The sequence below is a fragment of the Pleomorphochaeta caudata genome, assembly GCF_055395745.1.
Window position 1 is genome coordinate 926,761 of record NZ_AP042458.1, and the last position, 25,335, is coordinate 952,095.

Consider the following 25,335-nt stretch of genomic DNA (forward strand, 5'->3'; position numbering starts at 1 on the left):
TGTATTTTCTTATTTTCTATATGTATTTAATAATTCATCTACTGCGTTTTTTACTTTGTCTAAAGCGCTTTTAATATCGTCTAAATTAGTGCCATAATTGAAACGAACATAGCCTTTATATTCGTCTCCACCAAACCAAGTGCCATCATTTAAGCAAATATTTGCTCTTTGTGCAAAAAACATAGAAGCTAATCCAGTTTCTGAATTTGCTTCAAGTTTATATAATTCTGGATGGTTTAATTTATCTTGTTCTATATAAGGTAATAATTCTCTACAGTCCCAGAAACAAATAAATGAAGCTTGTGCTTTCATAGGTTTTATTTCTTTAATATTTTCTTGCATATAATTTTCTATATATCTAGCGTTTTTTTCTAAGACAGCTATTGCTTCCATTAACCAATCATAACCTTTATCATAAGCTTCTCTAGCTAAGGTTGTTGAAAAATATGGGGAAGAGCTACAGTGTAGAGCAACTCTGAATTTATCAAATTTTTTCTTTAGTTCAAGATCATTAAAAAGTGAGACTGAGAAAAATTCTCCAGCAATATTAAATGTTTTTGAAGGAGCCATCGCTACCATAGCTTTTGTATTTTTTTCTTTAGCAATATCGATAAAACTATAAAATTGAGTATCTTTAAATACTAAATCAGCATGTATCTCATCACTAATAACAAATACATTATATTTATTAGCTATATCACAAATTTTATATAGAGTTTCTTTTGAGTATACTTTTCCACTAGGATTATGGGGAGAACAAAGAATAAAAACTTTTGCTTTTTTACATAAATCTTCAAAAGTAGAAAAATCAAATTCAAAAGAATCATCAGTTCTTTTTAATTTCCAAGGTAATACATTTAAATTATTATTATGAGCAATTCTTACAAAAGGTCTGTAAGCTGGGAAAGGAACGATAATATTATCATTTTCTTCGCAAATAACATTTAGCATACAAGCAATTGCATTTAAAACACCTTGGCAAAGAGATATTTGTTCTTGCTTTAAATCTAAATTATGTCTTTTTTTTGCAAATGTAATAAACTTTTCTTTTATATCTGGATAGTCAGAATATCCATAAGTCTCATAATTAACAAGTTTTTTTGCTGCTGCATCAATCTCTGGTGCTACTTTATATTCCATATCAGCAACCCAATAAGGTGCTGCAGTTTCATTCCCACAAAATATTTTTAAGTGGTCTTTATCCCATTTAATGCAAGCTGTTTCTTTTCTGTTAGCTAGATTTTCAAAGTCATATTTCATTATTTTTAGCTCCTATATAAATGATTAAAATTACCTTTTGGATTTTTATAACGTTTTCCATCATCTTTCTTTTTTACAATTGCATTTGTTGGACAAGTATTAATACATCCTGAGCAGGCATAACAGTTATCATGAAATATTGGTTTGCCATTTTCCATAGTAATATTATTTGCCGGACAACTTCTGTAACAAAGTTTACAGTTTATACAATCTTCAGTAACTTCAAATTCTCTACTATAGTGGTTTGTGAAATTTTTATTGATGAAATAAGTTAATACAGTAAAGGTTCTTGTAAAGATTTTAAATTTTGGAAATTTTATTTTTTCATTTTCAATATCATCGATTATAGATTTAATTTTTACATCAGCATCTGTAAATAATTGATCAATTTTTTCTTGAGGTTGTTGATGTGCATAATTTCGAGGCAATCTAACATGATTAACATAAGTTGTAGCAACTCCAAAATCTTTTAATGTTTTTTCAAGTCTGATGTGAGCCCAACCTGGTGAATTGCTAGCGGCAGTTGAAATTACATAAACGAATTTCAAAGGAGTAAAATCTTTAACAGAGGATAGAACTTCGCGTAATATTTTTTCAAATATTAGTGGTTCTCTACTTATATGTATAGGGAAAACAAAACCAAGCCTTTCAGGTATTTGAAAATTATCTTTTGATAGTTCATTTAGCATAATAATATTATTATGATTTTGTGATTCTGCTATTTTATTGGCAACGTAAAAACTATTTCCTGTGCCAGAAAAGCATACGATTAAATCTTTCATATCTTTTTCCTTAAAGTTTTGATTTTATTTGTATCTCCACCATTATTATCTAAATTTAAATTCATAACAAGATGGTTCTTATGCTTGAAATTCAAATAGATTAATTTGATTTTAAGATTTCTATTAAATCAAAAAATGTTGGAAAAGTAACACTAACTGCACTTATATCGTCTATGGTAATTGGAGAATCTGCATATAATCCAGCTATAGCCATTGCCATAATTATTCTATGATCATTATAGCCTTTTACAAGATTCCCTTGTACCTTTCCGTTTCCAAAAATAGTAATGCCATCATCAAATTCTTTCGTTTTGACTCCAAGCAAATTTAGGTTTTTATTCATAGTATCAATTCTATCTGTTTCTTTTAAACGAGCTTGTGGAACATCATTAAAGGTAATTGGTTCTTTAGCAAAAGCAGCTACACTACAAAGTGCAGGAAGTGCATCAGGCATTGAGTTAAGAGAGAAAGTGCCTCCTTTTAACTCTTTTGGACCTGTAATTTCAACATCTTTATCAATCCATTTTATTGAGCAACCCATTTTCTCTAAAATATCAAGAGTATGTTTATCCCCTTGTATATCAAATTGATTGAGACCTTTAATTCTTATGGTAGTTTTTCCAATTGCTGCTAAAGCAAAGAAGAAGGTAGCACTTGAATAATCTCCGTTGATTGTTACATCAATAGGTGAAAAATGTTGATTACCTTTTACAACGGAATGTTGTAAATCTTCACTTATTTTATATTCTAGCTTTTGTTCATCCATCCAGTCTAAAGTAAGACTAACATAAGGTTTTTCATATAATAATGGAGTAATAATTTCCACATCAGTTTTAGCTAATGTTGAAGCTAGTAGTAATGAAGATAAATATTGAGAAGTAGGGCAATCAATAATAGTTTTTGATTTTGTTATTGGCCCTTTGATTGTAAATGGTGGATAGTTTGTGTCACTAACTTCACAGCCCAAATCTTTATATGCTTTCAAGAGAGGTCCGACAGGACGACTTTGTAAAGATTCATCACCTGTGAATGTTATTTCCTTTTCTAGAGATGCGGCTAGTCCTAAGGCTAGATAAAGTGTAGTCCCACTATTTTCGCAATCAATAGTTATAGGAGAACCACCTTTCTCAAGATTAAGAGAGTCTAAAATGATTTGATTTTCATTTCTTGTAATAGTTGCACCAAAGGCTTCGCAAGCTTTTATACAGCTTATTGTATCGTTAGATAAAAGTGCATTGTTTATTATACTTTTCCCTTTTGCAAAAGTAGCTATCAATAAAGCTCTAATGGTTTGGCTCTTTGAACTAGGAATAGTAATTGTTCCTTCTATAGTCGAGGGTGTAATTATTTTTTTCATAGGCAAAATATAAACTAAAAAAATATATAAGTCTATAAAAGGCTATTCTTAATAACCTTTTAATTGCTTAAATAAAATTAATTTAATAGTTGATCTTTATACAATATTATAAATTTCTTATTTAAAAAGATAACTTGTCATGGATAAGGTTCCTAGAGTACAAGCTTCATTGAAAACTGTTATTTTATCTTTTTTTGAAGTTGCTCCTAATATATAAAGTAAAGGCGCAAAGTGATCTATTGTAGGAACTGAAAGTTCAGCAAAAGGTTTTTCTTTTGTATAGTTAATTATATTATCATGATTAGTTTTTAAGATATTTTCTTTAATATAATTATCAAATTTATAAGCCCATTCATAACCTTTATTAGGCATTCTCCAATTTACACTCATTAAATTGTGAACAATGTTACCACTTCCAAAAATTAAAACACCTTCATCTCTAAGGGTTTTTATTTTTTTCCCAATATTATAATAATCTTGAGGTGTTGCTTTTCTATCAACACTTAATTGAAATACAGGAATATTAGCTTTTGGATACATTCTATGTAACACAGACCACGTTCCATGATCCGTCCCCCAAGAATTATCTATAGAAACATCTTCTTGCAATAAATCTTTAACTTTATGTGCAAATTTAGGAGAGCCTGGAGCGGGGTATTCTACAGCAAAAAGTTCTTCAGGAAAGCCATAAAAGTCATGAATGGTTTTGGGCATTTCTGAATCAGATACTTTTAATCCTGAAACAAACCAATGTGCAGAGATTGAGAGTATTGCCTTTGGTTCAGGTATTAAAGAGCTCAATGATTTCCAATAAGTGGAAAATTCGTTATCCTCAATTGCATTCATTGGGGAGCCATGACCAACAAATAAGACAGGCATTTTATCCATATATCCTCCTAATTAAATATTATAGTATAGATAAATATTATTATGTTTTTCTGATATTAGAAAGCGGTAAATTGATAATTTTTATTTTTATAAATTTATAGGCATATAGTAGTTAAAAAAAACACTCCTCATAAAAGAGGAGTGTAATTAGCTTAATTTATTATACTATTTTTTGAAAATAGTTTTTGGTGGATGGTAGTCCATTGTATTTGTATACCAACCGCCCCATACACTTGTATCAATCATGTTTAGAGTTACATAGTAGTATAGAGGCATAATAGCAGCATCTTCATTAACCATAATATCTTCAGCAGTTCTTAATACACCAAGTCTTTCAACAGGGTCAGAAATAGTTGCTGCTTCTTTTACGAATAATGCATATGTGTCATTTGCGTATTTACCACCGTTCATTGCAGAACCAGGTAAGAACATATCTAAGAATGTATTAGGATCTTGGTAGTCTCCAACCCAACCAGCTCTAGAAATTTCGAAGTTACCAGCATTTCTATCTGTTAGGTAAGTTCCCCATTCCTTGTTAACTAGTTCAACATTAACATTTAATTTGTTCTTAACTTCTTGTTGAATGAATTCAGCAATTTGTTTGTGGCCTTCACTTGTGTTATATAAAATTTCTAATGTAGGACATCCGATACCATTAGGATAACCAGCTTTTGCTAAGTAAGCTCTAGCAGCATCTTCTCTGTTATCGTATGTTGTTCCATCGATTGTGATTTCTTCTGGGAATTCAAGAGCTTCGTAACCAGCCATTGGAGGTACAATACCCCAAGCAGGAATTTGACCAGCTTTTGTAACACCTTCAACTAAAGCTTCACGATCGATAGCATAAGAAATAGCTTTTCTTAAGTTAACATTGTCTAAAGGAGCTTTTTGTGTTTGGAATACATAGTAGTAAGTTGCTAATTGAGGAGAAGCTTTGTAATCATCTCTCATAGAAGCAGAACTTAATTTATCTGTAGGTACGTTAGTTAACCAGTCGATTTGACCATCTAAGTACATGTTGTAGTTAGTATTGTCATCGTCTGATGCTAAGTATTCTAATGTATCAATCTTTACAGAGTCTGCATCCCAATAGTTTGGATTAGGAACACAAACAATCTTTGATTGTGGAATTCTTTCTTTTAATACGAAAGGACCGTTACCTACGAAGTTTTCAGGTTGTGTCCATTGATCGCCATATTTTTCAATTGCATGTTTAGGAACAACAGCGAATGAATAGTGTTCTAGAGCACCAATTGCATATGGTAGAGGTCCGATTAAGTCCATTTGGAATGTGTAATCGTCAAGTGCACGGATTCCAACATCTTCTGCTGAGCCTGTGCCATCGTTGTATGCTTGAGCACCTTCTAAGAACATACATGGGAACCATGCATATGGAGCTGCTGTTGCTGGATCTAATTCTCTTAACCAAGACCAAACAACATCTTGAGCTGTGATAGGAACACCATCAGACCAAGTTGCATGTCTTAAGTGGAATGTATATTGAGTACCATCTTCGTTTGATTCCCAAGATTCTGCTAAACCAGGAACTGGGTCAGCTGTTTTAGGATCGATAGATGTTAATCCTTCAAATAAAGCCATTAAAATTCTGTGTTCTGGAACACCTTGAACTTTTGCAGGGTCTAAAGATTGAGGTTCAGCGCTGTTTGAAATTACAAATTTTACGCCTTCATCGGTGACTACTGCTTCAGCTTGTTGAGGTTCTGCTTTTGGTTCTTCTGCTTTTGTTTCAGCAGGAGTTGTTTCTGCTGGAGTTGTGGTTGTAGTTGTTGTAGTTGCAACAGGTTTTGATTCTGCTGGTGCAGCTGCTTCTTCTTTTCCACCACAAGAAACTAATACAGTAGCTAAAAGTAATAAGCTAAGAGTAATAGATAATGTCTTTTTCATAGATTATCTCCTTGTAGATTTGTTAAATATTCTCTATTCTTTTGAAATATTTTTGAGTATATTATATCATAATATATATAGAATAGTAAACGATGTATTATTGATTACGTCAAGTGGAAATATTAAAAAACAAGATTAAATGTTATTATTTTTACATATAGGTTATTATTTTAACACAAAAAAGGACTATTAAATGAAATATCATCTAAAAAATACTGATAAAAAATTAATATATAGAAATAGTAGGTTATCAAAAGCTATAAGTTTGATTTTTTTTCTATTTTTTTCTTGGGGTATGATAGATGCACTGTCAAGAGGTGATAGTTTTTCTTCTATACTAATTCCATTTATTTTGTGGATAATTGCCTTAATTGGTATATTATTTGTTGATAGATGGGTTGTTGAAAAAGTTGATAGATCAATAAGATATGAATTTGGAATTTTTCCTTTTGTATCTGTAAAAAAGTATGATATAAATTCTATTAAGAAAATTGCTTTAACTCATTTTGTAAAAGGTAGCTTTGATGAAAATGCTGATTACAAGAAAAAAGGTAGAGCTTATAGAGCACATGTTAGATTTTCATTAATTTTTACAAATGATGAAAAAGTTGATGTTGAGATTATAGATGAGAAAAAAAGTGGTGGAACTTGTGAGAGAGCTGCGCTTCTTTTTAGTACAGTTTTAGGCTTGCCATTAACAAAAGACAGAGAACGAGACATGGATTTGGATGTGGGACTTAGAGACATTAATAAGTTTAGAGGTTAGGGTTTTCTTGCTAATTTCTACTAAAATTTTAACTTTTTTTTGTATTATGATTTTAGACAAAAGACAAGTTGTTTGACGAAAATTAAATAATATTTCTTGTCCTCATTTGAAATTATTTTTCAGGGTATATTTTATTAAATGATATAATTTAATGAATAATTATTGAATAAAGTTGCAATTTCCTGTAAAGTTCTTTAGTCTGTCAAAGATGTAATAGTATCAATTTTCTTATTTTAATTGATATAATTTCACAATAGAGGAAGAATATGACAAAATATATTATTAAACGTTTATTAGGTATGATTCCTACTTTGCTTATCATTATTACTTTGAGTTTCTTTATTGTTAGAGTTGCTCCTGGTGGGCCTTTCGACGGTGAAAGGGCTTTGCCAGAAGAAGTTTTAGCTAATATTGAAGCGAAATATCATTTAGATGAACCTGTTTTAAAACAGTATGCAAGATATTTATTTGATGTTTGTCGTGGTGATTTAGGCCCTTCATACAAATACGTGGACAATGATGTTAATTTCTATATATTTACATCATTACCTAATTCAGCCGTTTTAGGCTCGATTGCTATTATGTTAGCACTTATATTTGGTATTTTATTCGGAATTCTAGCTGCTGTTTATCAGAACTCGTGGATCGATTATCTGACGATGGGGCTGGCGGTTCTGGGGATATCGATACCGTTATTCGTTATAGGGCCATTGCTCCAGTTAGTTTTTGCAATGAAACTCCATTGGTTCCCTATTTCAGGTTGGTATAGTACAGGTGAAGGTTATTCAACAATTGTACTTCCAGCTATTTCCTTATCATTTGCCTATTTTGCTACTATTGCTAGATTAACTCGTTCTTCAATGTTAGAAACTTTAAGAAGTGATTATATCAGAACAGCAAAAGCAAAGGGTATGAAAAATAGTACTATTATTTTTAAACATGCTATGAAAGGCGCTATGTTGCCTATTGTTAGTTATTTAGGTCCTGCATTTGCTGGGGTTATAACTGGATCAATCGTTATTGAACAGGTTTTCCGTGTTCCTGGTATTGGTAAGTTCTTCGTTCAAAGTTCATTTAACCGTGACTATACTTTGATTATTGGAGTAGTTATTGTTTTCTCAGTTATTCTTGTTGTCATGAACTTTATTGTTGATATTGTTTATGCATTATTAGATCCAAGAATCGCTTACTAATAAATAAGGAATTGATTAGAACATGAAAGAAAAAAATAAAAAAACAGAGAATGCAGCTACTAATGAATTTGATCAAGTTGTAGTTGGTAATAGTTTAACAAAAGATGCTTGGAAACGATTAAGAAAAAATAAAATGGCTCTTATTGGTATGGTAATTGTTATTATATATGCACTTTTATCTGCTTTCGCACCAATATTGCCTTTACATCCTTATGATGAAATTATTTTAGACCATCAAAATCTACAACCTTCCTTGGATAAAACAGCTGGGGAGTTGATGTTATTAAATAAGAAGAAAGACTTATATTTTAAAGCATGGAAAGATGGTTCATTAATTTTAACTGAAGATCAATCTAATACTATCAGAGAATGGATTGATGATAGTAAAACAAATAGTGTTTGGAATCTTTGTTATAGTGAAGGGGAAAAACAATTAGCAGCAGGTACTTTTACTTGGAGTGCTAATGATCAAAAAACTTTAGATAAATTACAAGATAAGATTGATAACCAATTATTTGTATCTATTGATAAAATTGAATTAAATGGTGAAGATTTATCAAAAGCTAACAGTACAAGTTTAGCTCAAGTTTATGCAGATATGCTAAATATTGATAATGTTCAGTTGATTTTAGATCAAGCTAATAGTGAAATGGAAGCTTATGTATTTAATACAATTGAAATGGATGCTGAAATGAAAAAAGCTTTATCTGATGATGAAAAATCTAGTTTAATACAGAAAGAAATTGAAAAACTAGGTCAGAAAGAATATGAATCTAAATTAGCAGATAACTTATATGGTAAAATTGATGCTCAACTTTTAAGAGAAATTACTAAAAGCCTAGAAAAAGAAAACGAAAATGGTGATTTAGAATTCCCTTATAAAACTGAAATGACTGTTTCAGGATTAAATGTTTCAATTGAATCTTCTAAAGTTAATGAAAGACATTATTTATTAGGTACAGATTATAGTGGACGTGACTTATTAAGTAGAATTATTTATGGTGGTCAAATTTCTATTATGATTGGTATTGTTGGTACTTTATTCAGTGTATTCATTGGTATTGTACTAGGTGCCTTAGCTGGATATTTAGGTGGTAAAACAGACTATATTATTATGAGAATAGTTGATGTTATGTATGGGCTACCTTATATGTTAATTGTTATTATTTGTATGGCAATATTCGGACGGTCAATCTTAAACTTATTTATAGCTCTCGGTATTGTATCTTGGCTAACTATTGCTCGTATGGTTAGAGGTCAAATAATGAGTCTTAAAAATAGTGAATATGTTGAAGCTGCTAGATCAATGGGAGCTAAAACTTGGAGAATTATATTTAAGCATATGATTCCAAATTCATTATCCATAATTATTGTTTATTCAACACTTAGAATTCCATCCTTTATTATGCAAGAATCTTTCTTATCCTTCTTAGGTCTTGGTGTTCAAGCTCCAATGGCTTCTTGGGGGTCTTTGATTAGTAATGGTGTTTCAAGTATGACAATTTATCCATGGAGACTTATTTTCCCATCAATTGCAATGACATTATTCTTATTTGCAATGAACTTCTTTGGTGATGGTCTTCGCGATGCGTTCGACCCACAAAGTAAGAACCAGCTTTAGGAGATTAATAGAATATGAAAGATAATAAACAACCAATTTTGGAAGTTAAAGGGTTAAAAACTCATTTTAAAACTGATGCTGGTATTGTTAAAGCCGTAAACGGAGTTTCTTTCTCTGTTGGTAAAGGTGAAACTGTTGGTATCGTAGGTGAATCTGGATGTGGTAAAAGTGTAACAAACTTATCAATCATGAGATTAATTCCTTCTCCTCCTGGAAAAATCGTAGGTGGTGAAGTTTTATTCGAAGGTCAAGATATTTTAGATTTACCTGAATCAGAATTAAGAAAAATTCGTGGTAACAAAATATCAATGATTTTCCAAGATCCAATGACTAGCTTAAATCCATTTTTAAGAATTTCAACTCAAATGATTGAAACTATACAATTGCATGAGAAAAATGTTTCAAAAGATGAAGCAAGAGCAAGATCAATTGAAATGTTAAAAAAAGTTGGAATTCCTGCTGCTGAAAAGAGAATAGATTCTTATCCTCACCAATTTTCTGGTGGTATGAGACAAAGAGTTATGATTGCTATGGCATTATCTTGTAATGCTCAAGTATTAATTGCTGATGAACCTACAACTGCACTTGATGTTACAATTCAAGCTCAAATTCTTGAATTAATACAAGAGATTAGTAAAGATTTTGGTACTGCTGTAATTTTAATTACTCATGATTTAGGTGTTGTAGCTGGTATGTGTGATAAAGTTTGTGTTATGTATGCTGGTAAAGTTGTTGAAGAAGCATATACTGATGAATTATATAGTAATCCATCTCACCCATATACAAGTGGTTTAATTCAAAGTGTTCCAAGAATGGATACTAAGAATAAACAAAATAAACTTTTCTCAATTGAGGGACAACCACCTAACGTTATTGATTTGCCTCCTTGTTGTCCTTTCCATCCTCGTTGTCATAAAGCAATGGATGTATGTCGTTGTGCATTACCTCCAACTTATACAGTAGGTGAACACCATAATGTTAATTGTTGGTTATATGCAAGTGAAGAGGAAAAAGCAAAAGCACTAGCTGATGCAGCAAAGGAGAATGATGATAAATGAGCAAAGAAAATAAAGTCCTTTTAGAAGTAAAAAATCTTAAACAACATTTTCCTATTAAATCTGGTGGTTTATTAAATAAAACTGTTGGATCAATTAGGGCTGTTGACGGAATTTCTTTTGAAGTTAGAGAAGGTGAAACTTTAGGTATTGTAGGTGAATCTGGTTGTGGTAAATCTACAACAGTTAGATCTATCTCTCAATTATATAGACCAACTGCTGGTGAAGTATTATTTGATGGTGTTGACTTGTGTAAAGCCTCTGAAAGAGATTTGGCATTAGCAAGACGAAATATTCAAATGATTTTCCAAGATCCATATGCATCTTTAGATCCAAGAATGACAGTTAGATCTATTATTAGTGAACCATTAATTATATTTAATAAAAGAGGTTTGTTAGAAAAAAAATTGACTAATCTTGAAATTGAAGAAAGAGTTGAACAATTAATGGAAAGAGTAGGTTTAAATAAGGCTTTCAAAAATAGATATCCACATGAATTCTCAGGTGGACAAAGACAAAGAATTGGTATTGCAAGAGCTTTAGCTTTGAATCCAAGAATTATTTTGGCTGATGAACCTGTTTCTGCATTAGATGTATCAATTCAAGCTCAAATTTTGAACTTATTGAATGATTTACAAAAAGAATTAAATTTAACTTATATCTTTATTGCTCACGATTTGGCTGTAATTCAACATATTTCTACAAGAGTTGCTGTTATGTATTTAGGTAAACTTGTTGAAGTTGCTAACTCTGCAGATTTGTATGATAATCCTGCTCATCCATATACTCAAGCTTTATTATCTGCAGCTCCAATTCCAGATCCTGAAATTGAAAGAAAGAGACAAAGAATTATTTTAACTGGAGATGTACCTTCTCCTGATAAACAACAAGAAGGTTGTTATTTCCAAGCTCGTTGTCCAAAAAGAATGCCTTGGTGTACTTGTCATATTCCACCAACATTTGATTTAGGAAATGAACATAAAGTAGCATGTTGGTTATATGATGATAAAGATTATTCAAAAATAACCGAGGAAGAAGCAAAAGCTGATGCTGCAAAAAATAAAGTAGAATAGAAAAAAAGTAATATACTACTTATTGACTAACATTGCCAATGACAACCTATAATAGGAGGAGCCATTGGCAATATTTTTAGGAAAATCATATGAGTAAAAAATTTTATATAGAAAGCTTAGGTTGCGCTAAAAACCAAGTAGATTCTGAAGTAATAATCAATATTTTAATTGAAAAAGGTTTTGAAAGAGAATTAGATCCAAGTAAATGTGATCTCGTTTTTATTAATACTTGTGGTTTTATTCAAAGTGCTAAAGAAGAAGCAATAGAGACTTTGTTTAATTTAAGAGAAGCCGCTCCAAAAGCAAAAATCATTTTGGGAGGTTGTTTAGCTCAACGATATAGTGATATTTTGGAATTACCTGAAGCAGATGGTATATTTGGTAATAGAGATCTTAAGCAAGTTGATGAATTTGTTGATGAATTATTAGAGGATGAAGAACAATTAATTTCTTCTCCAGAATATCCTAATGATCCTTCAGATGATTATTATTCTAGAAGCACTTTGTTGAATTTTCCAGGTTCAGCATATTTAAAATTAAGTGAAGGCTGTAATCATCGATGTGCATTTTGTGCAATTCCTGTAATTCGAGGGCCATTGAGATCTAGAAATAAAGATCAAATATTAGCTGAAGCTAGAGAACTTATAAGTTCTGGAATTAAAGAAATAAATATAATAGCTCAAGATTTAGCAGCTTTTGGTACGGATATTACTAATAAATCTCAACTTTTACCTTTATTAGATGAAATTTGTCAAATTGAAGGTGATTATAAACTAAGATTATTATATATACATCCAGATGCTTTTCCCCTTGAATTATTAGATTTTATCAAAACACATGATAAAGTTCTTCCATATTTTGATATCCCCTTCCAACATGCAGCAACCCATATTTTAAGAAAAATGGGCCGGGTTGGTACAAGCGAAAGTTATTATAATTTAGTTAAACAAATAAGGGAAGCTTTACCTGATGCTGTTATTAGAACAACTCTTATGCTGGGGTTCCCTGGTGAAACAGAGCAAGATGTTGAAGAACTTTTAGATTTTACTAAGAAATGTGAATTTGATTGGATGGGTTCTTTTATATATAGTAGAGAAGAAGATACTAGGGCTTTTGATATGGTTAGTGAAGAAGAACATGAAAAAGTCATAAAAAGAGCTAAAAAAGATCAAAAAAAATTAGAAGCAATTCAAGAAGAAATAACGGCAAAGAGATTAAATAGATTTGTTGATAATGTTTATGAAGCTTTAATTGAAGAAAAGATTGAAGGTGAAGATTTAGCAATTGGTAGAATCTATTCTCAAGCACCAGAAGTCGATGGTGCAACTGTAATTATGGCAAGAGATTTAGTTCCAGGTTCAGTTGTCAAAGTTGGGATAAGAAAAGTAAATGGTGTAGACTTAGATGCAATAATAGTAGGAGATATTGATGGATAATTTACAAGCATGGATAGAAAAACTAAATAAAGATCAACGAGATGCTGTATTAGAAAATTCTCATCCATTACTTGTATTAGCAGGAGCAGGCAGTGGTAAAACACGTGTTATTACTACAAAAATTGCTTATTGCATTCAAGAATTGAATATAAATCCATGGAATATCTTAGCAGTAACATTTACAAATAAAGCAGCAAAAGAAATGAAAGATAGGGTAATAGAAATGTTACCATTTTATAATCCGAATGATTTTAATATTCGAACCTTTCACTCTTTTGGTGTCTGGTTATTGCGTCGTTTTACATCTGAAGCTAATTTAGCTCCTTCCTTTACTATATATGATGATAACGATTCTCTATCATTATTAAAAAGTATTTTTCCAAATATGCAAAAAAATGAATTATCTGGAATTATGAAAAAAATTAGTAGAGCTAAGGATATGGGATTAACAGATCAAGATAATTTAGATTTAGTTTCTAGTGATCCCTTCTTTAAGAGAGCTTTCGTAGAATATGAAAAAGCACTAAGAAAAGTTGGAAATGTAGATTTTGCAGATTTAATTTCAATTCCAAATAGATTGCTTAATACTAATACTGATGTACTAAACTTTGTTAGAAGAAGATTTAAAGTAATTTTAGTTGACGAATATCAAGACTCAAATATTGCACAGTTTAATTTATTAAATTCCTTAGTTGGGGATGATACTTTTATCTGTGTCGTTGGGGATGATGATCAGAGTATTTATAGATTTAGAGGGGCTGAAGTTAAGAATATTTTATCTTTTCCTCAAATATTCCCAAATTCAAAAACTATTACCTTAAATGAAAATTATAGATCTACTGTTTCCATATTAGATGTTGCTTCTAGTGTTATAAAACATAATAAGGCAAGGCATAACAAAAAATTATTTACAAACAATTTTGTTGGGGAAAAACCTACGATTTATTATGTTAGTGATGAAAATGAAGAAGCTATTACGGTTATTAATTTAATAAAAAGAGCTAAAAATTATAAAAATAGTGCAATATTATATAGAACAAATGCTCAATCCCAAACTTTTGAAACTTTATTAAATAGATATGCTATACCATATAAAATTATAGGTGCATTAAAATTCTATGATAGAGAAGAAGTTAAAGATGCTTTAGCTTTGATGCAACTGTTTTTAAATACAAAAGATATTGTTAACTTTAAAAGAATGATTAATAAGCCTTCTAGAGGTATTGGAAGAACTAGTGTAGAAAAAATTGAAACTTTATTAGGAGAAACTGATGGAGATGTTTTTGATGCAATCAATTTAGCTTGTTCTAAAAAGCTACTATCGGTTAAATGCTGTAATAGTGCTAAAGAATTTATTGATCATATGAAAACTGCATATACTATGATTGAAAATGGTGAGTTATCTTTAGGTGTTCAAAAACTTTTAGCTAATGTTGGTTTAATTGATTATTATAAAAAGCAAGACATTTCAAATCATACATTTAAAGTTGATAACTTAGAAAGTTTAATAAATGCTTTGGAATCTTATAAACAAAATCTAGATGGATTAAAAGACTTTTTAGAAGAAGTTTGTCTTGATAGAACTAAATTAGGAAATAATCAAAATGAGGAAGAAGAACAAGGTGTTGTTCTAATTACTATGCATAATACTAAAGGTCTTGAATTTGATGATGTTTATGTTGTAGGGATGGAAGAAGGTCTTTTTCCAAGTAGTATGAGCATTGATGAAGATCCTAATGTAGAAGAAGAGAGAAGGCTTTTTTATGTTTCTTCAACTAGAGCAAAAAATAGATTAAGTTTTTTTAGTGCAAGTTCAAGAAGAATTTGGGGTCGAGTTGATTTTAATAGAACTCCTTCTAGATTCTTAGATGAAATTGATGAAAATCTTGTTAATGTTGTTGGTAAAAAACCACATAAATTTGATACAGAGTTAGACATTTTTGGTGATAGTGCACTTTCATATAAAAGAAAAATAAACAAGAGTAGATCAAGTAGTTGGGAATCTTCAACTCCTGATGTTTCAAATTTAATACATCAAGGATTTTCTTCTAGCCCAAAAAAATTCAAATTTGAAAAAGAAACTCAGCCTCAAGAAAGTGAAAAATCTTTATTTGAAGTGGGGGATAGAGTTTTTAATGAAGAAAAAGGAAAAGGCTGGGTTATTAGCTGTACAAATAAAAATAATAGAGAAATTATAAGCGTGAAATATGATAATGGGAAAGAAGCCAAATATATAAGTAAGTATGCAAAATTAGAAAAAATATTTGATGAATTATAATTTTTCCTTTATATAATGATATTATTTAAATAAATGTATATATAAGAAATAAATAGCGCAAAAAAAGCGATTAAATACTAGACAAAAAGCCTTAGATTGTGCTAAATATTTAAAAGTTGCGTGTAGAAGTTTTCTATACGAGATGAATTGAAGTTTTTTGACATTGATATATCAAGCAGCAAGATAAATAGGGTGAATAATGTTTGTCTTGTTAAAAGATTTGTTATTAATGAATTGTTATATATTTTAGTTCTCAGCTATATTAAACTAATAATTTATTGGATATCAAATTTTTAGATTGTGATTTAAGTATGAAAAAGTAGAATATTAAGTAGAAAGGTAGGACTTTCTAATCCCTTATACCCGACCTTTCCTTAGGGATTAAAGCTTAAAACATTTTATTTTTGTCCATTTAAATTTTTAAGGCTTGTGATATGTCATTTAATAAAATTGGTAGAATTACCAATAAATAAATAAAAAAGAGATATATTCTCTTGAATAATAGGGTATTAAAACATGAAAACTATTTTTGTAAAGCCACAAACAATGGAAAAAAAATGGTACGTAATTGATGCTGAAGGCAAAGATTTAGGTCGTGTAGCTGTTAAAGTTGCTCGTATTCTTCGTGGTAAGAATAAACCTGAATACGTACCTCACCAAGATATGGGTGATTATGTAATTGTTATTAACGCTGCTAAAGCAACAATGTCTGGAAAGAAATTTACTGATAAAATGTATTACAGACACTCTGACTTCCCAGGTGGATTTAGAGCAACAAGTTATGCAGATATGTTAAAGAGAAAACCTGAATTCCCAATGGAACACGCAGTTAAAGGTATGCTTCCAAAAGGACCTTTAGGACGCAGTCTTTTCAGAAACATGAAAGTCTATGCAGGTGCTGAACATCCTCATAAGGCTCAAAACCCAATTGCGGTTGAAGTATAAGGGAGTGTAAAATGGCTAAGAAAGATGCAAAAACAAATATAAACCTTGGTGCAGGTGTAGGTAGAAGAAAAACTTCTGTTGCACGTGTTTATCTAAGAGAAGGAAAAGGAGTAATTACTGTTAATGGTAAATCTGTAGATGAATATTTTGCAAATCCATTATTAGTTAATCTTCTAAAACAACCTTTAGAAGCAACTGAAACAGTTGATAAATTTGATATTTTAATTAACTGTAAAGGTGGTGGTGTTTCAGGTCAAGCTGGTGCTTGTTTACATGGTATCGCTCGTGCACTATGTGACAACGATGAAGCTTACCGCAGTGCATTACATGCTAAGGGTTATATGACTCGTGATGCACGTATGGTCGAAAGAAAGAAATTCGGTCAAAAAGGTGCACGTCGCAAATTCCAATTCAGCAAACGTTAATACATTTGTTTTATTTATATGTTTATTGCGACAATTAACAGGAGAGATTTTCCAGAAGGTATTAACGTACTTTCAAAAGGAAACTCTCCTTTTTTTATACCAAAATCCTTAATTCTTGAATTTGAATTACCTTATTATGATGATGGGCAAGAGATTGATGAGGATTTATATATTGAATTAAAAAAAATTAATGAAATTTTTCTTTGTAGGAAAAAAGCTTTAGATTTATTAGCTAGGCGTGAACATACTAAAATGGAAATTAAAGCAAAATTAGTTCAAAGGAAATTTTCTTCATTTGCAATTGAAAATACAATTTTTTATGTAGTTAATAAAAATTATTTAAGTGAAGAGCGATTTTGTGAAACTTTCATTATAAATAGAAATCGTAAAGGGGAAGGGAAATTCTTGGTAGTTACTAAATTACAAAACAAAGGAATTTCTTCAACTTTAGCAAATTCTATATATGATAAAATTGTTAATTACGATATGGAATATGAAGCTTGTTTCAAAGCTTTTAACAATATAATTGGCAAAAATAATGAAAAAGAGGTTGTAAAATATAAGTTAATAAAAAAAGGGTTTAATAATTCAATTATTAATAGTGTTTTAGAAGATGAATATAAGCTATTAAAGAATAATTAATTAAAGTTAAAAAAATGTAGCCTTTTTTATATTAATAAATTACTATTTGGTTATTATGATTGATGAATTAATTTTAAGTGTAGTTAATATGGTTCCTAAAAGTCCTTTAGGAATGTTTATTTTATTTGCTATTATTGCTGTATCTTTAGCAGTTTTAGGAAAAGGTGCTGATTTATTAGTAGATGAAGCAGTCTCCTTATCTTATCGTTGGGGTGTGCCAAAAATGTTAATTGGTGCAACAATTGTAAGCTTAGGAACAACCCTTCCAGAAGTTACAGTTTCTGTTGTTTCTGCTTTGCAAGGATTCCCTGATTTAGCATTAGGAAATGCTGTCGGATCAATTATTTGTGATACTGGTTTAATTTTGGGGGTTGCAGCATTAATTAATCCTTTACCTTTTAAAAAAGAAGTAGTAAATAGACAAAGTTGGTTACAATTTTCCGCTGGGGCTTTATTAGTATTAGTAGCATTCGTTTTTGGAAATGGTTTTAACTCTTTTACAAAAGGTGGTCATATACCTCAATTTATAGGCTGGTTGTTTTTAGTTATTTTAGTAATATATATTTATAATACAATCAGACAAGCAAAAAGAGGAACTATTGATGAACATGAAGAGAATATTGAAGTTGATCAATCTTCTACAGTTATGATTTTTGTAAAATTATTTGTTGGTATTGCTTTGGTAGTATTAGCTTCAAAGGTTTTAATTCCAACTGTTCAAGAGACTGCTATAAGATTACACATTCCTGAAACAATTATTGCAGCAACTTTAGTTGCTTTTGGAACAAGTTTACCAGAATTGATTACTGCAGTAACAGCAACAAGAAAAGGTTATGGTGATTTAGCTATTGGTAATGTTTTAGGTGCTGATATTTTAAATGTATTATTTGTAGTAGGGGCAGCCGCTTCAGTAACTAAGGGTGGCTTAAATGTTGATGTAAACTTCTTCAAATTACTTTTCCCAACAATGCTTTTTGTATTGTTAGTATGCAAATTAGCGATTGCTTTTTCTAAAGAAAAACTAAATAGAGTAGTTGGTGTTGTATTATTATCAGCTTATTTATTAGTTACTATCTTGAGCTATACTTTGGCGATTTAATTAAAGTCAAAAACAATATATAAAAAATCCTCCATGATGAGAAAGCTCTCAAATGGAGGATTGTTTTTCTAAACTAATTAATTAAAGAACGCGGAATGCTTTACGTCCAGCATATTTAGCTGTATCGCCCAAGTAGTCTTCAGTTCTCATTAATTGATTGTATTTAGCTAATCTGTCAGAACGGCTCATTGAACCAGTTTTGATCTGTCCAGTTTCTAAAGCTACTACTAAGTCAGCAATGAAGCTGTCTTCTGTTTCACCTGAACGGTGAGAAACAATAGCTGTGTAACCGTTACGTTTTGCTAAATCAATAGCTTCGAAAGTTTCTGTTAAAGTACCGATTTGGTTAACTTTGATAAGAATTGAGTTTGCAACACCTTTTTCTAGACCAGTTTGTAGTCTTTCAGTGTTAGTTACAAATAAGTCGTCACCAACTAATTGAACTCTATCACCAATTCTGTCTGTTAGCATTTTCCAGCCTTCCCAGTCATCTTCAGCCATACCATCTTCAATTGAAATAATAGGATAACGGTTTGCCCAGTCTTCCCACATATCAACCATTTGTTCACTTGTTAGTTTTTCGCCTGTTGACCATCTTAATTCATAAACTTTTTCTTCTGTGTTATATAATTCAGATGAAGCAGGGTCTAATGCAATCATGAAGTCTCCATCACGACCAGCTGTGTAACCAGCTTTCTTGATAGCTTCCATGATAACTTCTAAAGCTTCTTCGTTTGATTTTAAATCTGGTGCGAAACCACCTTCATCACCAACACTTGTGTTGTAACCACGACTCTTTAATACGTTCTTTAAGTTGTGGAATACTTCAGCTGTCATTCTTACAGCACTTCTGATTGAATCAGCACCAATTGGCATTACCATAAATTCTTGGAAGTCAACTTTGTTGTCACTATGAGCACCACCGTTTAAGATGTTTGCCATTGGAACAGGTAATGTACATGCATGATAAGCGCCTAAGTAAGCGAATAAAGGTCTGTCTAAGTAATCAGCTGCTGCACGAGCTACTGCCATTGAAACACCTAAGATTGCGTTAGCACCTAATTTACCTTTGTTTGGTGTACCATCAAGAGCAATCATAGCTTTGTCGATAGCAACTTGATTAAGAGCATCCATACCTTCGATTTCTGGAGCAATAATGTTGTTAACATTATCTACAGCTTTTAAAACACCTTTACCTAAGAAACGGCTTTTGTCGCCATCACGTAGTTCAACTGCTTCATGAACACCTGTAGAAGCACCGGAAGGTACTGCTGCACGACCCATGAAACCACTTTCTAAAATTACATCAACCTCTACTGTTGGGTTGCCGCGTGAATCAAGGATTTCCCTTGCTTCAATTGATTCAATAATACTCATGATTTTACTCCTGATATTTTTTTTATATCGTGTTTAAAATATCTTAATTTTTTAGCTTATTGTCAAGCTTTACTTATATTATCTACAAATATGAAAAAGAAAAAAAGACCCTTAGGATAAAAATTTATCTTTTTTTTAATATTATTAATTAATCTTCTCAAATTATTGTTTCTAAAGTATGATGTAACAAGGAGTAATAATCAATGGAAAAAAACAATTATAAGTTACCACCTTTAAATTCTTATTTATTAAAAAATATTATTTTCTCTATGGAAAATCAGGATACTATTGGATATTTGGATCTTGAAAACGCAGAAGTAGTTGAAATTTCAGATATAAAAGATCCAGTAGTCGTAAAAGAGTCAAAAAAATCAGATAAATTGGTTTCATTATCTATATTAAAGAATAAAGATAGGTTTTTAGCTTTGCCTCCTTGGGGGTCAATTGAAGGATTTAAAATAAGAGAACAATTTATAAAGGATGTAAAGAATCCTGTATATAAAAAGACTTTAAATCATGTCTTTCATAATGGAAGAGGAGTTTTTAGGAAATTTAAACAAATCTTAAAAGAAAACCCAATTATTGAAAGACAATGGTTAGAATTTAAATCTAATTATATGAAAGCTATAGTTACTAATTGGTATAAAGAATGTGAAGGATATGTAAATCTAATTAATTTAGAAGAGGAAATCGAAGGATTGCCAAATGATCTTTTAGTTAGTGATTTTAGATTTTCTACAGAATATTCATTAAATGATAAAAAACAAATTGATGAGTTAAAAACAAAAGTCTTATCTGAACTAAATAAATATGAAAGCTTAATTGTTCAAAGAAGACAAAAGCTTTTAATCTCTCCAAAATATATTGTTGCATATAATTTAGAAGAAGAGATTATAGGGTACATTGAGTGGGAAAAAATTGATAATGAATTAGTTGAAATAACCTCATATGGTGTTGATATAAATTATCGGGGATTAGGTGTTTTAGACTTCTTAATTGACAAATTTATAAGACAATCAGCGAGGGAAAAGTTTGAAAAAGTTCTACTTTATAAATCTGAAAAATTACAAGAATTTGACGAAATTAATCAAAATAATAAGTTTTTATGTAACTTTGGATATTCAATAATTGATATAGTTAATTGGAATCTCGATGAAGATTCTAGTGAATTAATGGATGTTTAGCCGTTATTTTGCGACTAAAATAGTATAGAAAGTATAAAAAAAGTATAAAAATACAAGAAAAGTAGTTGCTTTTTCTTGTATGTTTTATATTATATGACTAACTGGTATAAATATTCTGTCGGTATAAAAAAATGTACTAAAAGTGCATAAAAATGCTGAAAAATATTTATTTCGAACGTATGAAGATATATGTATTTGATTGTGCCTAGGGTGTTTTTTTTTCTTGACATATAGAAATAGCCTTGTTACAATCCAAAATATATATATGGAAATAAAGGGATTTCGTGCGTTTTTTTGACGTGCTCCCGAAACTATTTGGAGGAAGTATGAAGAAGGTTTCTACTTTATTATTAACAGGTCTTTTAGGAACAGGTATGGTTTTTGCTGGTTTTTCTGGAACTGCAACTTTAACAAATACCTTAATTGATTTTTCTGATAATTCATTTGGATTTGCAAACACAATTGAATTAGATGCAACAATTGACATTGCTGCTTCAACAGCAGAAATGGTTGGCGAAGGTGATATTTATGCTGAAATTAACGCATCTTTAAATATCCCTGTAACTATTGATGAATTAGCTGATGGTACATCTCCTGCAATTTCTGCAGATGACATTAATATCGCTTTTGATTCAGCTAATATCGTTGGTGATGGTTGGACTGTAAGTATCTTAGGTCCTAATGGTCCTGTAGACTATGCTGCTGACACAATTGCTTTAGATGATGATGATGATGCTTATAACTACAGTGTTGATGGTAACACAGTAGCTGGTGTAGCTGTAACTTTAGATGAATTAGGTTCATTATCTATTGGTTACACAGGTGATTTCGATGATTTATCTGCTACAAAAGCTTATGTTGCTTATGAAGCTCCTGAAATGGAAGTTGCTGAAGGTTTAACAGCTCAAGTTGCTGTATCTGGCTTATTAGATGCAACTAAAGAAGCTGCTGCTTCTGCAAAAGTTGCTTATGCTTCAGACGATCTTTCAGCTAGCGTAGCTGTAGATGCTGGTAAAGATGCTTTAGGTTACAATGCTGATGTAGTTGCTAACGTTGCTGTTGCTCCATTAACAATTGATGCATATTTCGGTACAGTAAACACTAATGGTGATTTTGATTTTGGTGATACAGCTATTGCTGCTGCAACTGCTAATCTATTAAACGCTAAAGTTGTTGCTGACTTAAACGAATTTGATGTACCTGCTACATTAACAGTTACTGGCTTAGATTTAGTTAACGTTCAAGATTTAGATGCAAAAGTATCTGTTGATTTAACTGACGAATTAAGCGCTTATGTAAGTGGTGGTTATGTATTAGTTGGTGGTGCATGGACAGTTGGTGCTGGTGCAACTTATGCTGTAGATGCTTACACAGCTGCTGCTGATGTATCTTATGATGGTGCTGCTATTGCTGCTAGTGCTTCTATCGAAAGCACAACATTAGTAGACGGTGCAACATTAACATTAGAATGGGCTGACGGAGACGATATCTTCAACGGTACTTTAGGTGCTGTAACAGCTTCATGTACAATGGAATTCTAATATAAGTTTAACTAATATTAAAAATAAAAGGCTGTTCTTTTTGGACAGCCTTTATTATGTAAAAAAATAAGCTACTTTTTGTAGCTTATTTTAGTTTAAATATATTAATTATAATAAATCGATTTTGCTAAAGTCTATATTTCCACTTTCATTTAAATATTCCTCTTTAGCATGTACCTTTTCAACTTTTACAATAAACATTTCATGAGATCCTGTCATAATAGAATCCACAATTGTTCCTTCTACATTAACTGGGCAATCACTTAACATTGGACAGTCTATTAAATCAGCAGGTTCGGTATTAATATCTTTTAGTTTGTCTTCATCTCTACCACTAACAGTTCCTAAGTACTTATATTCATTTGCATAGCTTTTTGGAACAATATTAACAACCATAACACCACTTTCTTTAATTAAGTGATATGAAAATCTACTTGGAACAATTCCAACCATTAACATTGGTGGATCATAACTACAGTTTCCTGCATATGCAACTGCTAGAGCATTTTCTCTACCATCTTTTCCTTTGCAAGATACTAGAACGTTTGGTTTAGGAGCCAAGCTATTTTTTTTTGCTGCTTCTTTTTTCATAATATATACCTCGATTAAATTTTTTTATTACTTACTATTATCCAGATTTTTCGACATAAGTCAAATATAGCTGAGCTTTTATATATTTTTTTAGTTTAATTAAAGTTCAAAAGTAAAAAAAAATTGAATTTATGCTATAGTAATATTGCTAGAGATTACGCAAAACAGTAAATTAGTCACAAGGAGAAAAATAATGCGTATAACAATTAGTGAAGATAAAAAAGATTTGGGAGTTCAAGCAGCAAAGCTTGGTGCTTCAAAGATTCTTGAAGCAATTGAAGAGAAAGGCTCAGCAACAATTGTTTTAGAATCTGGTGCAAGTCAAATTGAAACTTTGAAAAATTTAGCTAGTTATGATGAAATTCCTTGGAATAAAGTAAAGGTTTTACAATTTGATGAATTTATTGGGATTAAATCAAGCTCACCTAAAAGTAATACTTATTTCATACAAACTTGTTTCTTAAATCTTCTTGGTGAAACTAAAGTTAAATGCTTTTATCCCCTTGGTACAACAGAGGAATCTGTAGAAGAAGCAAATAAAATTGCTCAAGATTTAGATATTGATGTTGCTTTTTCTTGTATCGGTGAAAATGGACACTTAGGATATAATGATCCTCCAGCTAATTTTGAAATTAAAGATGCCTATATTGCTGTTGATTTAGATTTAAGAAGTAGAAAGCAATTAGTAGGTGAAAAATGGTTCAATAAATTGGATGATGTGCCTAATCGTGCAATCACACTATCAATTAAAAAGTTGTTAAGTGCAAAAACTATAATTGTATCTTGTCCTGATCAAAGAAAGGCAAGAGGTGTTGCAACTTGTTTATATGGTCAATTATCTCCTTTACAACCTTGTACTGTTTTAAGAAGAAAATTAAATTGTAATCTATTTTTAGATAAGCCATCATCTTTATTAATTCTAGGTGATAATAGGCCTAAATATCATTAAGAAAAAAAGTCATGCAAAATAAAGTTCGTAATTATATCCAAATTATTTTTGGAACAATGATTTCTGGGTTTGGAATTGCTTGTTTTATTACTCCTGCAAAAATTGCCCCAGGTGGTGTTAATGGTTTAGCAACTGTTATTTATTATCTTTGTGGTTTAGATACAGGTTTAACCATGTTAATAATTTCAATCCCATTATTCTTAATCGGAATGAAAATCTTTGGTGCAGGTTATGGATTAAAGAGTTTTATTGGCATGTCCTTATTATCTCTATTTGTTACCTTGTTTGGACAATTAACTAGTTACCAAGGATTTTTAGATTATAGTGATAAAATGGATATCCTACTTTCTGCTATATTTGGTGGAGTCTTAATTGGTGGTGGTATTGGCTTAGTAATGAGAGCTGGTTCAAACACTGGTGGTACTGATATTATTGGACAAATTTTAAATCTATTAACACCATTAAACTTAGGTACATGTATTTTTATTTGTGACGGAGTTATTGTATTAATTGGTGGTATCGCTTTTGGCTTAGAAAGAGCTTTATTTGCAATCTGTACATTATATATCTCTGGGCAAATGATTAACTATGTTGTAATGAGCATGGGAAACAAGTATGCAAAAACAGCCTATATAGTTAGTGATAAGTATGAAACGATATCTCGTAGGATTATTGATGAACTTAAGCGTGGTGGCACGTTATTGGGCGGTACAGGCATATATACTAAACAAGATAGAACAATCTTAATGGCTGTAGTACCAAATCAATTAATAAATCAATTAACCCAGATAGTTCATGAAGAAGATGATAATGCTTTTATGTTTGTTCATGAAACTTATCAAGTATTAGGTTTTGGTTTTGTTCCTTTGGCAAAAGTCTTAGATTCGGATAGAAGTCGACCAAAACCTAAAACTGTAAAAAAATCCCTACGTTAATAAATTAACATAGGGATTAAATTCATAAGTATT

The 25,335-nt window shown here is 30.8% G+C and carries 22 protein-coding genes; 15 read left to right on the forward strand and 7 right to left on the reverse strand.

The genetic code is table 11. The features are described 5' to 3' along the window. Positions 1 to 9: 9 nt before the first annotated feature. The 5 genes from ACZ5RS_RS04295 to ACZ5RS_RS04315 form a co-directional block, all read right to left on the reverse strand. Positions 10 to 1,260 (reverse strand): MalY/PatB family protein, encoded by a 1,251-nt coding sequence (locus tag ACZ5RS_RS04295; RefSeq protein WP_464637805.1) that lies wholly within the window; start codon positions 1,258 to 1,260, stop codon positions 10 to 12. Between the two features lie 5 nt (positions 1,261 to 1,265). After that, a complete protein-coding gene (locus ACZ5RS_RS04300; protein ID WP_464637807.1) occupies positions 1,266 to 2,042 on the reverse strand; it encodes an EFR1 family ferrodoxin in 777 nt (258 codons plus the stop codon). 100 nt (positions 2,043 to 2,142) lie between these two features. Beyond that, positions 2,143 to 3,399, reverse strand: coding sequence for a 3-phosphoshikimate 1-carboxyvinyltransferase (aroA, locus tag ACZ5RS_RS04305; protein WP_464637809.1), 1,257 nt, complete (start codon positions 3,397 to 3,399; stop codon positions 2,143 to 2,145). Positions 3,400 to 3,516: 117 nt separating this feature from the next. Then, complete coding sequence (ygiD, locus tag ACZ5RS_RS04310) at positions 3,517 to 4,287, reverse strand: 4,5-DOPA-extradiol-dioxygenase (RefSeq protein ID WP_464637811.1); 771 nt, start codon at positions 4,285 to 4,287, stop codon at positions 3,517 to 3,519. Between the two features lie 165 nt (positions 4,288 to 4,452). Next, the gene (locus ACZ5RS_RS04315) at positions 4,453 to 6,192 is read right to left on the reverse strand and encodes a peptide ABC transporter substrate-binding protein (RefSeq protein ID WP_464637813.1); all 1,740 of its coding nucleotides are present in this window, start codon (positions 6,190 to 6,192) and stop codon (positions 4,453 to 4,455) included. A 193-nt stretch (positions 6,193 to 6,385) separates the two neighbouring features. Here ACZ5RS_RS04315 and ACZ5RS_RS04320 point away from each other — a divergent pair, with 193 nt between their 5' ends. From ACZ5RS_RS04320 to ACZ5RS_RS04370, 11 genes are all read left to right on the forward strand, one after another. Continuing rightward, positions 6,386 to 6,958, forward strand: coding sequence for a hypothetical protein (locus ACZ5RS_RS04320; RefSeq protein WP_464637815.1), 573 nt, complete (start codon positions 6,386 to 6,388; stop codon positions 6,956 to 6,958). Positions 6,959 to 7,224: 266 nt separating this feature from the next. Beyond that, entirely contained in the window at positions 7,225 to 8,151 is a 927-nt protein-coding gene (oppB, locus tag ACZ5RS_RS04325; RefSeq protein ID WP_464637817.1) for an oligopeptide ABC transporter permease OppB, read from the forward strand. Between the two features lie 22 nt (positions 8,152 to 8,173). Then, entirely contained in the window at positions 8,174 to 9,772 is a 1,599-nt protein-coding gene (locus ACZ5RS_RS04330) for an ABC transporter permease (RefSeq protein ID WP_464637819.1), read from the forward strand. Between the two features lie 14 nt (positions 9,773 to 9,786). Then, a complete protein-coding gene (locus ACZ5RS_RS04335) occupies positions 9,787 to 10,830 on the forward strand; it encodes an ABC transporter ATP-binding protein (protein ID WP_464637821.1) in 1,044 nt (347 codons plus the stop codon). Further along, positions 10,827 to 11,900, forward strand: coding sequence for an ABC transporter ATP-binding protein (locus ACZ5RS_RS04340; protein WP_464637823.1), 1,074 nt, complete (start codon positions 10,827 to 10,829; stop codon positions 11,898 to 11,900). Before ACZ5RS_RS04335 ends, ACZ5RS_RS04340 begins: the two co-directional genes overlap by 4 nt. 89 nt (positions 11,901 to 11,989) lie before the next feature. Beyond that, positions 11,990 to 13,336, forward strand: coding sequence for a 30S ribosomal protein S12 methylthiotransferase RimO (gene rimO / locus ACZ5RS_RS04345; protein WP_464637825.1), 1,347 nt, complete (start codon positions 11,990 to 11,992; stop codon positions 13,334 to 13,336). Next, positions 13,329 to 15,614 carry an ATP-dependent helicase gene (locus ACZ5RS_RS04350; RefSeq protein ID WP_464637827.1) on the forward strand — a complete coding sequence of 762 codons (2,286 nt, stop codon included), beginning with the start codon at positions 13,329 to 13,331 and terminating at the stop codon, positions 15,612 to 15,614. Before rimO ends, ACZ5RS_RS04350 begins: the two co-directional genes overlap by 8 nt. Positions 15,615 to 16,130: 516 nt before the next feature. Beyond that, positions 16,131 to 16,559: a 50S ribosomal protein L13 gene (rplM, locus tag ACZ5RS_RS04355; protein ID WP_464637829.1), complete on the forward strand. Its 429-nt coding sequence runs from the start codon at positions 16,131 to 16,133 to the stop codon at positions 16,557 to 16,559. Positions 16,560 to 16,570: 11 nt separating this feature from the next. Beyond that, a complete protein-coding gene (gene rpsI / locus ACZ5RS_RS04360) occupies positions 16,571 to 16,984 on the forward strand; it encodes a 30S ribosomal protein S9 (RefSeq protein WP_464637831.1) in 414 nt (137 codons plus the stop codon). Between the two features lie 18 nt (positions 16,985 to 17,002). Then, the gene (locus ACZ5RS_RS04365) at positions 17,003 to 17,626 is read left to right on the forward strand and encodes a regulatory protein RecX (RefSeq protein ID WP_464637833.1); all 624 of its coding nucleotides are present in this window, start codon (positions 17,003 to 17,005) and stop codon (positions 17,624 to 17,626) included. A 55-nt stretch (positions 17,627 to 17,681) separates the two neighbouring features. Next, on the forward strand, positions 17,682 to 18,725 hold the full coding sequence (locus ACZ5RS_RS04370) for a calcium/sodium antiporter (RefSeq protein WP_464637835.1): 1,044 nt from the start codon (positions 17,682 to 17,684) through the stop codon (positions 18,723 to 18,725). An 81-nt stretch (positions 18,726 to 18,806) separates the two neighbouring features. Here ACZ5RS_RS04370 and eno read toward each other — a convergent pair whose 3' ends face one another. Continuing rightward, the gene (gene eno, locus ACZ5RS_RS04375; protein WP_464637837.1) at positions 18,807 to 20,102 is read right to left on the reverse strand and encodes a phosphopyruvate hydratase; all 1,296 of its coding nucleotides are present in this window, start codon (positions 20,100 to 20,102) and stop codon (positions 18,807 to 18,809) included. Positions 20,103 to 20,305: 203 nt separating this feature from the next. Between eno and ACZ5RS_RS04380 the strand changes: the two genes are divergently transcribed. After that, the gene (locus tag ACZ5RS_RS04380) at positions 20,306 to 21,286 is read left to right on the forward strand and encodes a GNAT family N-acetyltransferase (RefSeq protein ID WP_464637839.1); all 981 of its coding nucleotides are present in this window, start codon (positions 20,306 to 20,308) and stop codon (positions 21,284 to 21,286) included. Between the two features lie 326 nt (positions 21,287 to 21,612). Beyond that, entirely contained in the window at positions 21,613 to 22,827 is a 1,215-nt protein-coding gene (locus ACZ5RS_RS04385) for a hypothetical protein (RefSeq protein WP_464637841.1), read from the forward strand. A 108-nt stretch (positions 22,828 to 22,935) separates the two neighbouring features. On the opposite strand, the gene ACZ5RS_RS04390 is transcribed toward ACZ5RS_RS04385, so the two are convergent. Continuing rightward, positions 22,936 to 23,418, reverse strand: a complete 483-nt coding sequence (locus tag ACZ5RS_RS04390; protein ID WP_464637843.1) for a flavin reductase family protein — start codon at positions 23,416 to 23,418, stop codon at positions 22,936 to 22,938. Positions 23,419 to 23,611: 193 nt separating this feature from the next. On the opposite strand from ACZ5RS_RS04390, the gene ACZ5RS_RS04395 reads away from it, so the two are divergent. Together ACZ5RS_RS04395 and ACZ5RS_RS04400 are read left to right on the forward strand one after the other, a co-directional pair. Then, complete coding sequence (locus ACZ5RS_RS04395) at positions 23,612 to 24,367, forward strand: 6-phosphogluconolactonase (RefSeq protein ID WP_464637845.1); 756 nt, start codon at positions 23,612 to 23,614, stop codon at positions 24,365 to 24,367. An 11-nt stretch (positions 24,368 to 24,378) separates the two neighbouring features. Continuing rightward, positions 24,379 to 25,302, forward strand: coding sequence for a YitT family protein (locus tag ACZ5RS_RS04400; protein ID WP_464637847.1), 924 nt, complete (start codon positions 24,379 to 24,381; stop codon positions 25,300 to 25,302). Positions 25,303 to 25,335: the final 33 nt, after the last annotated feature.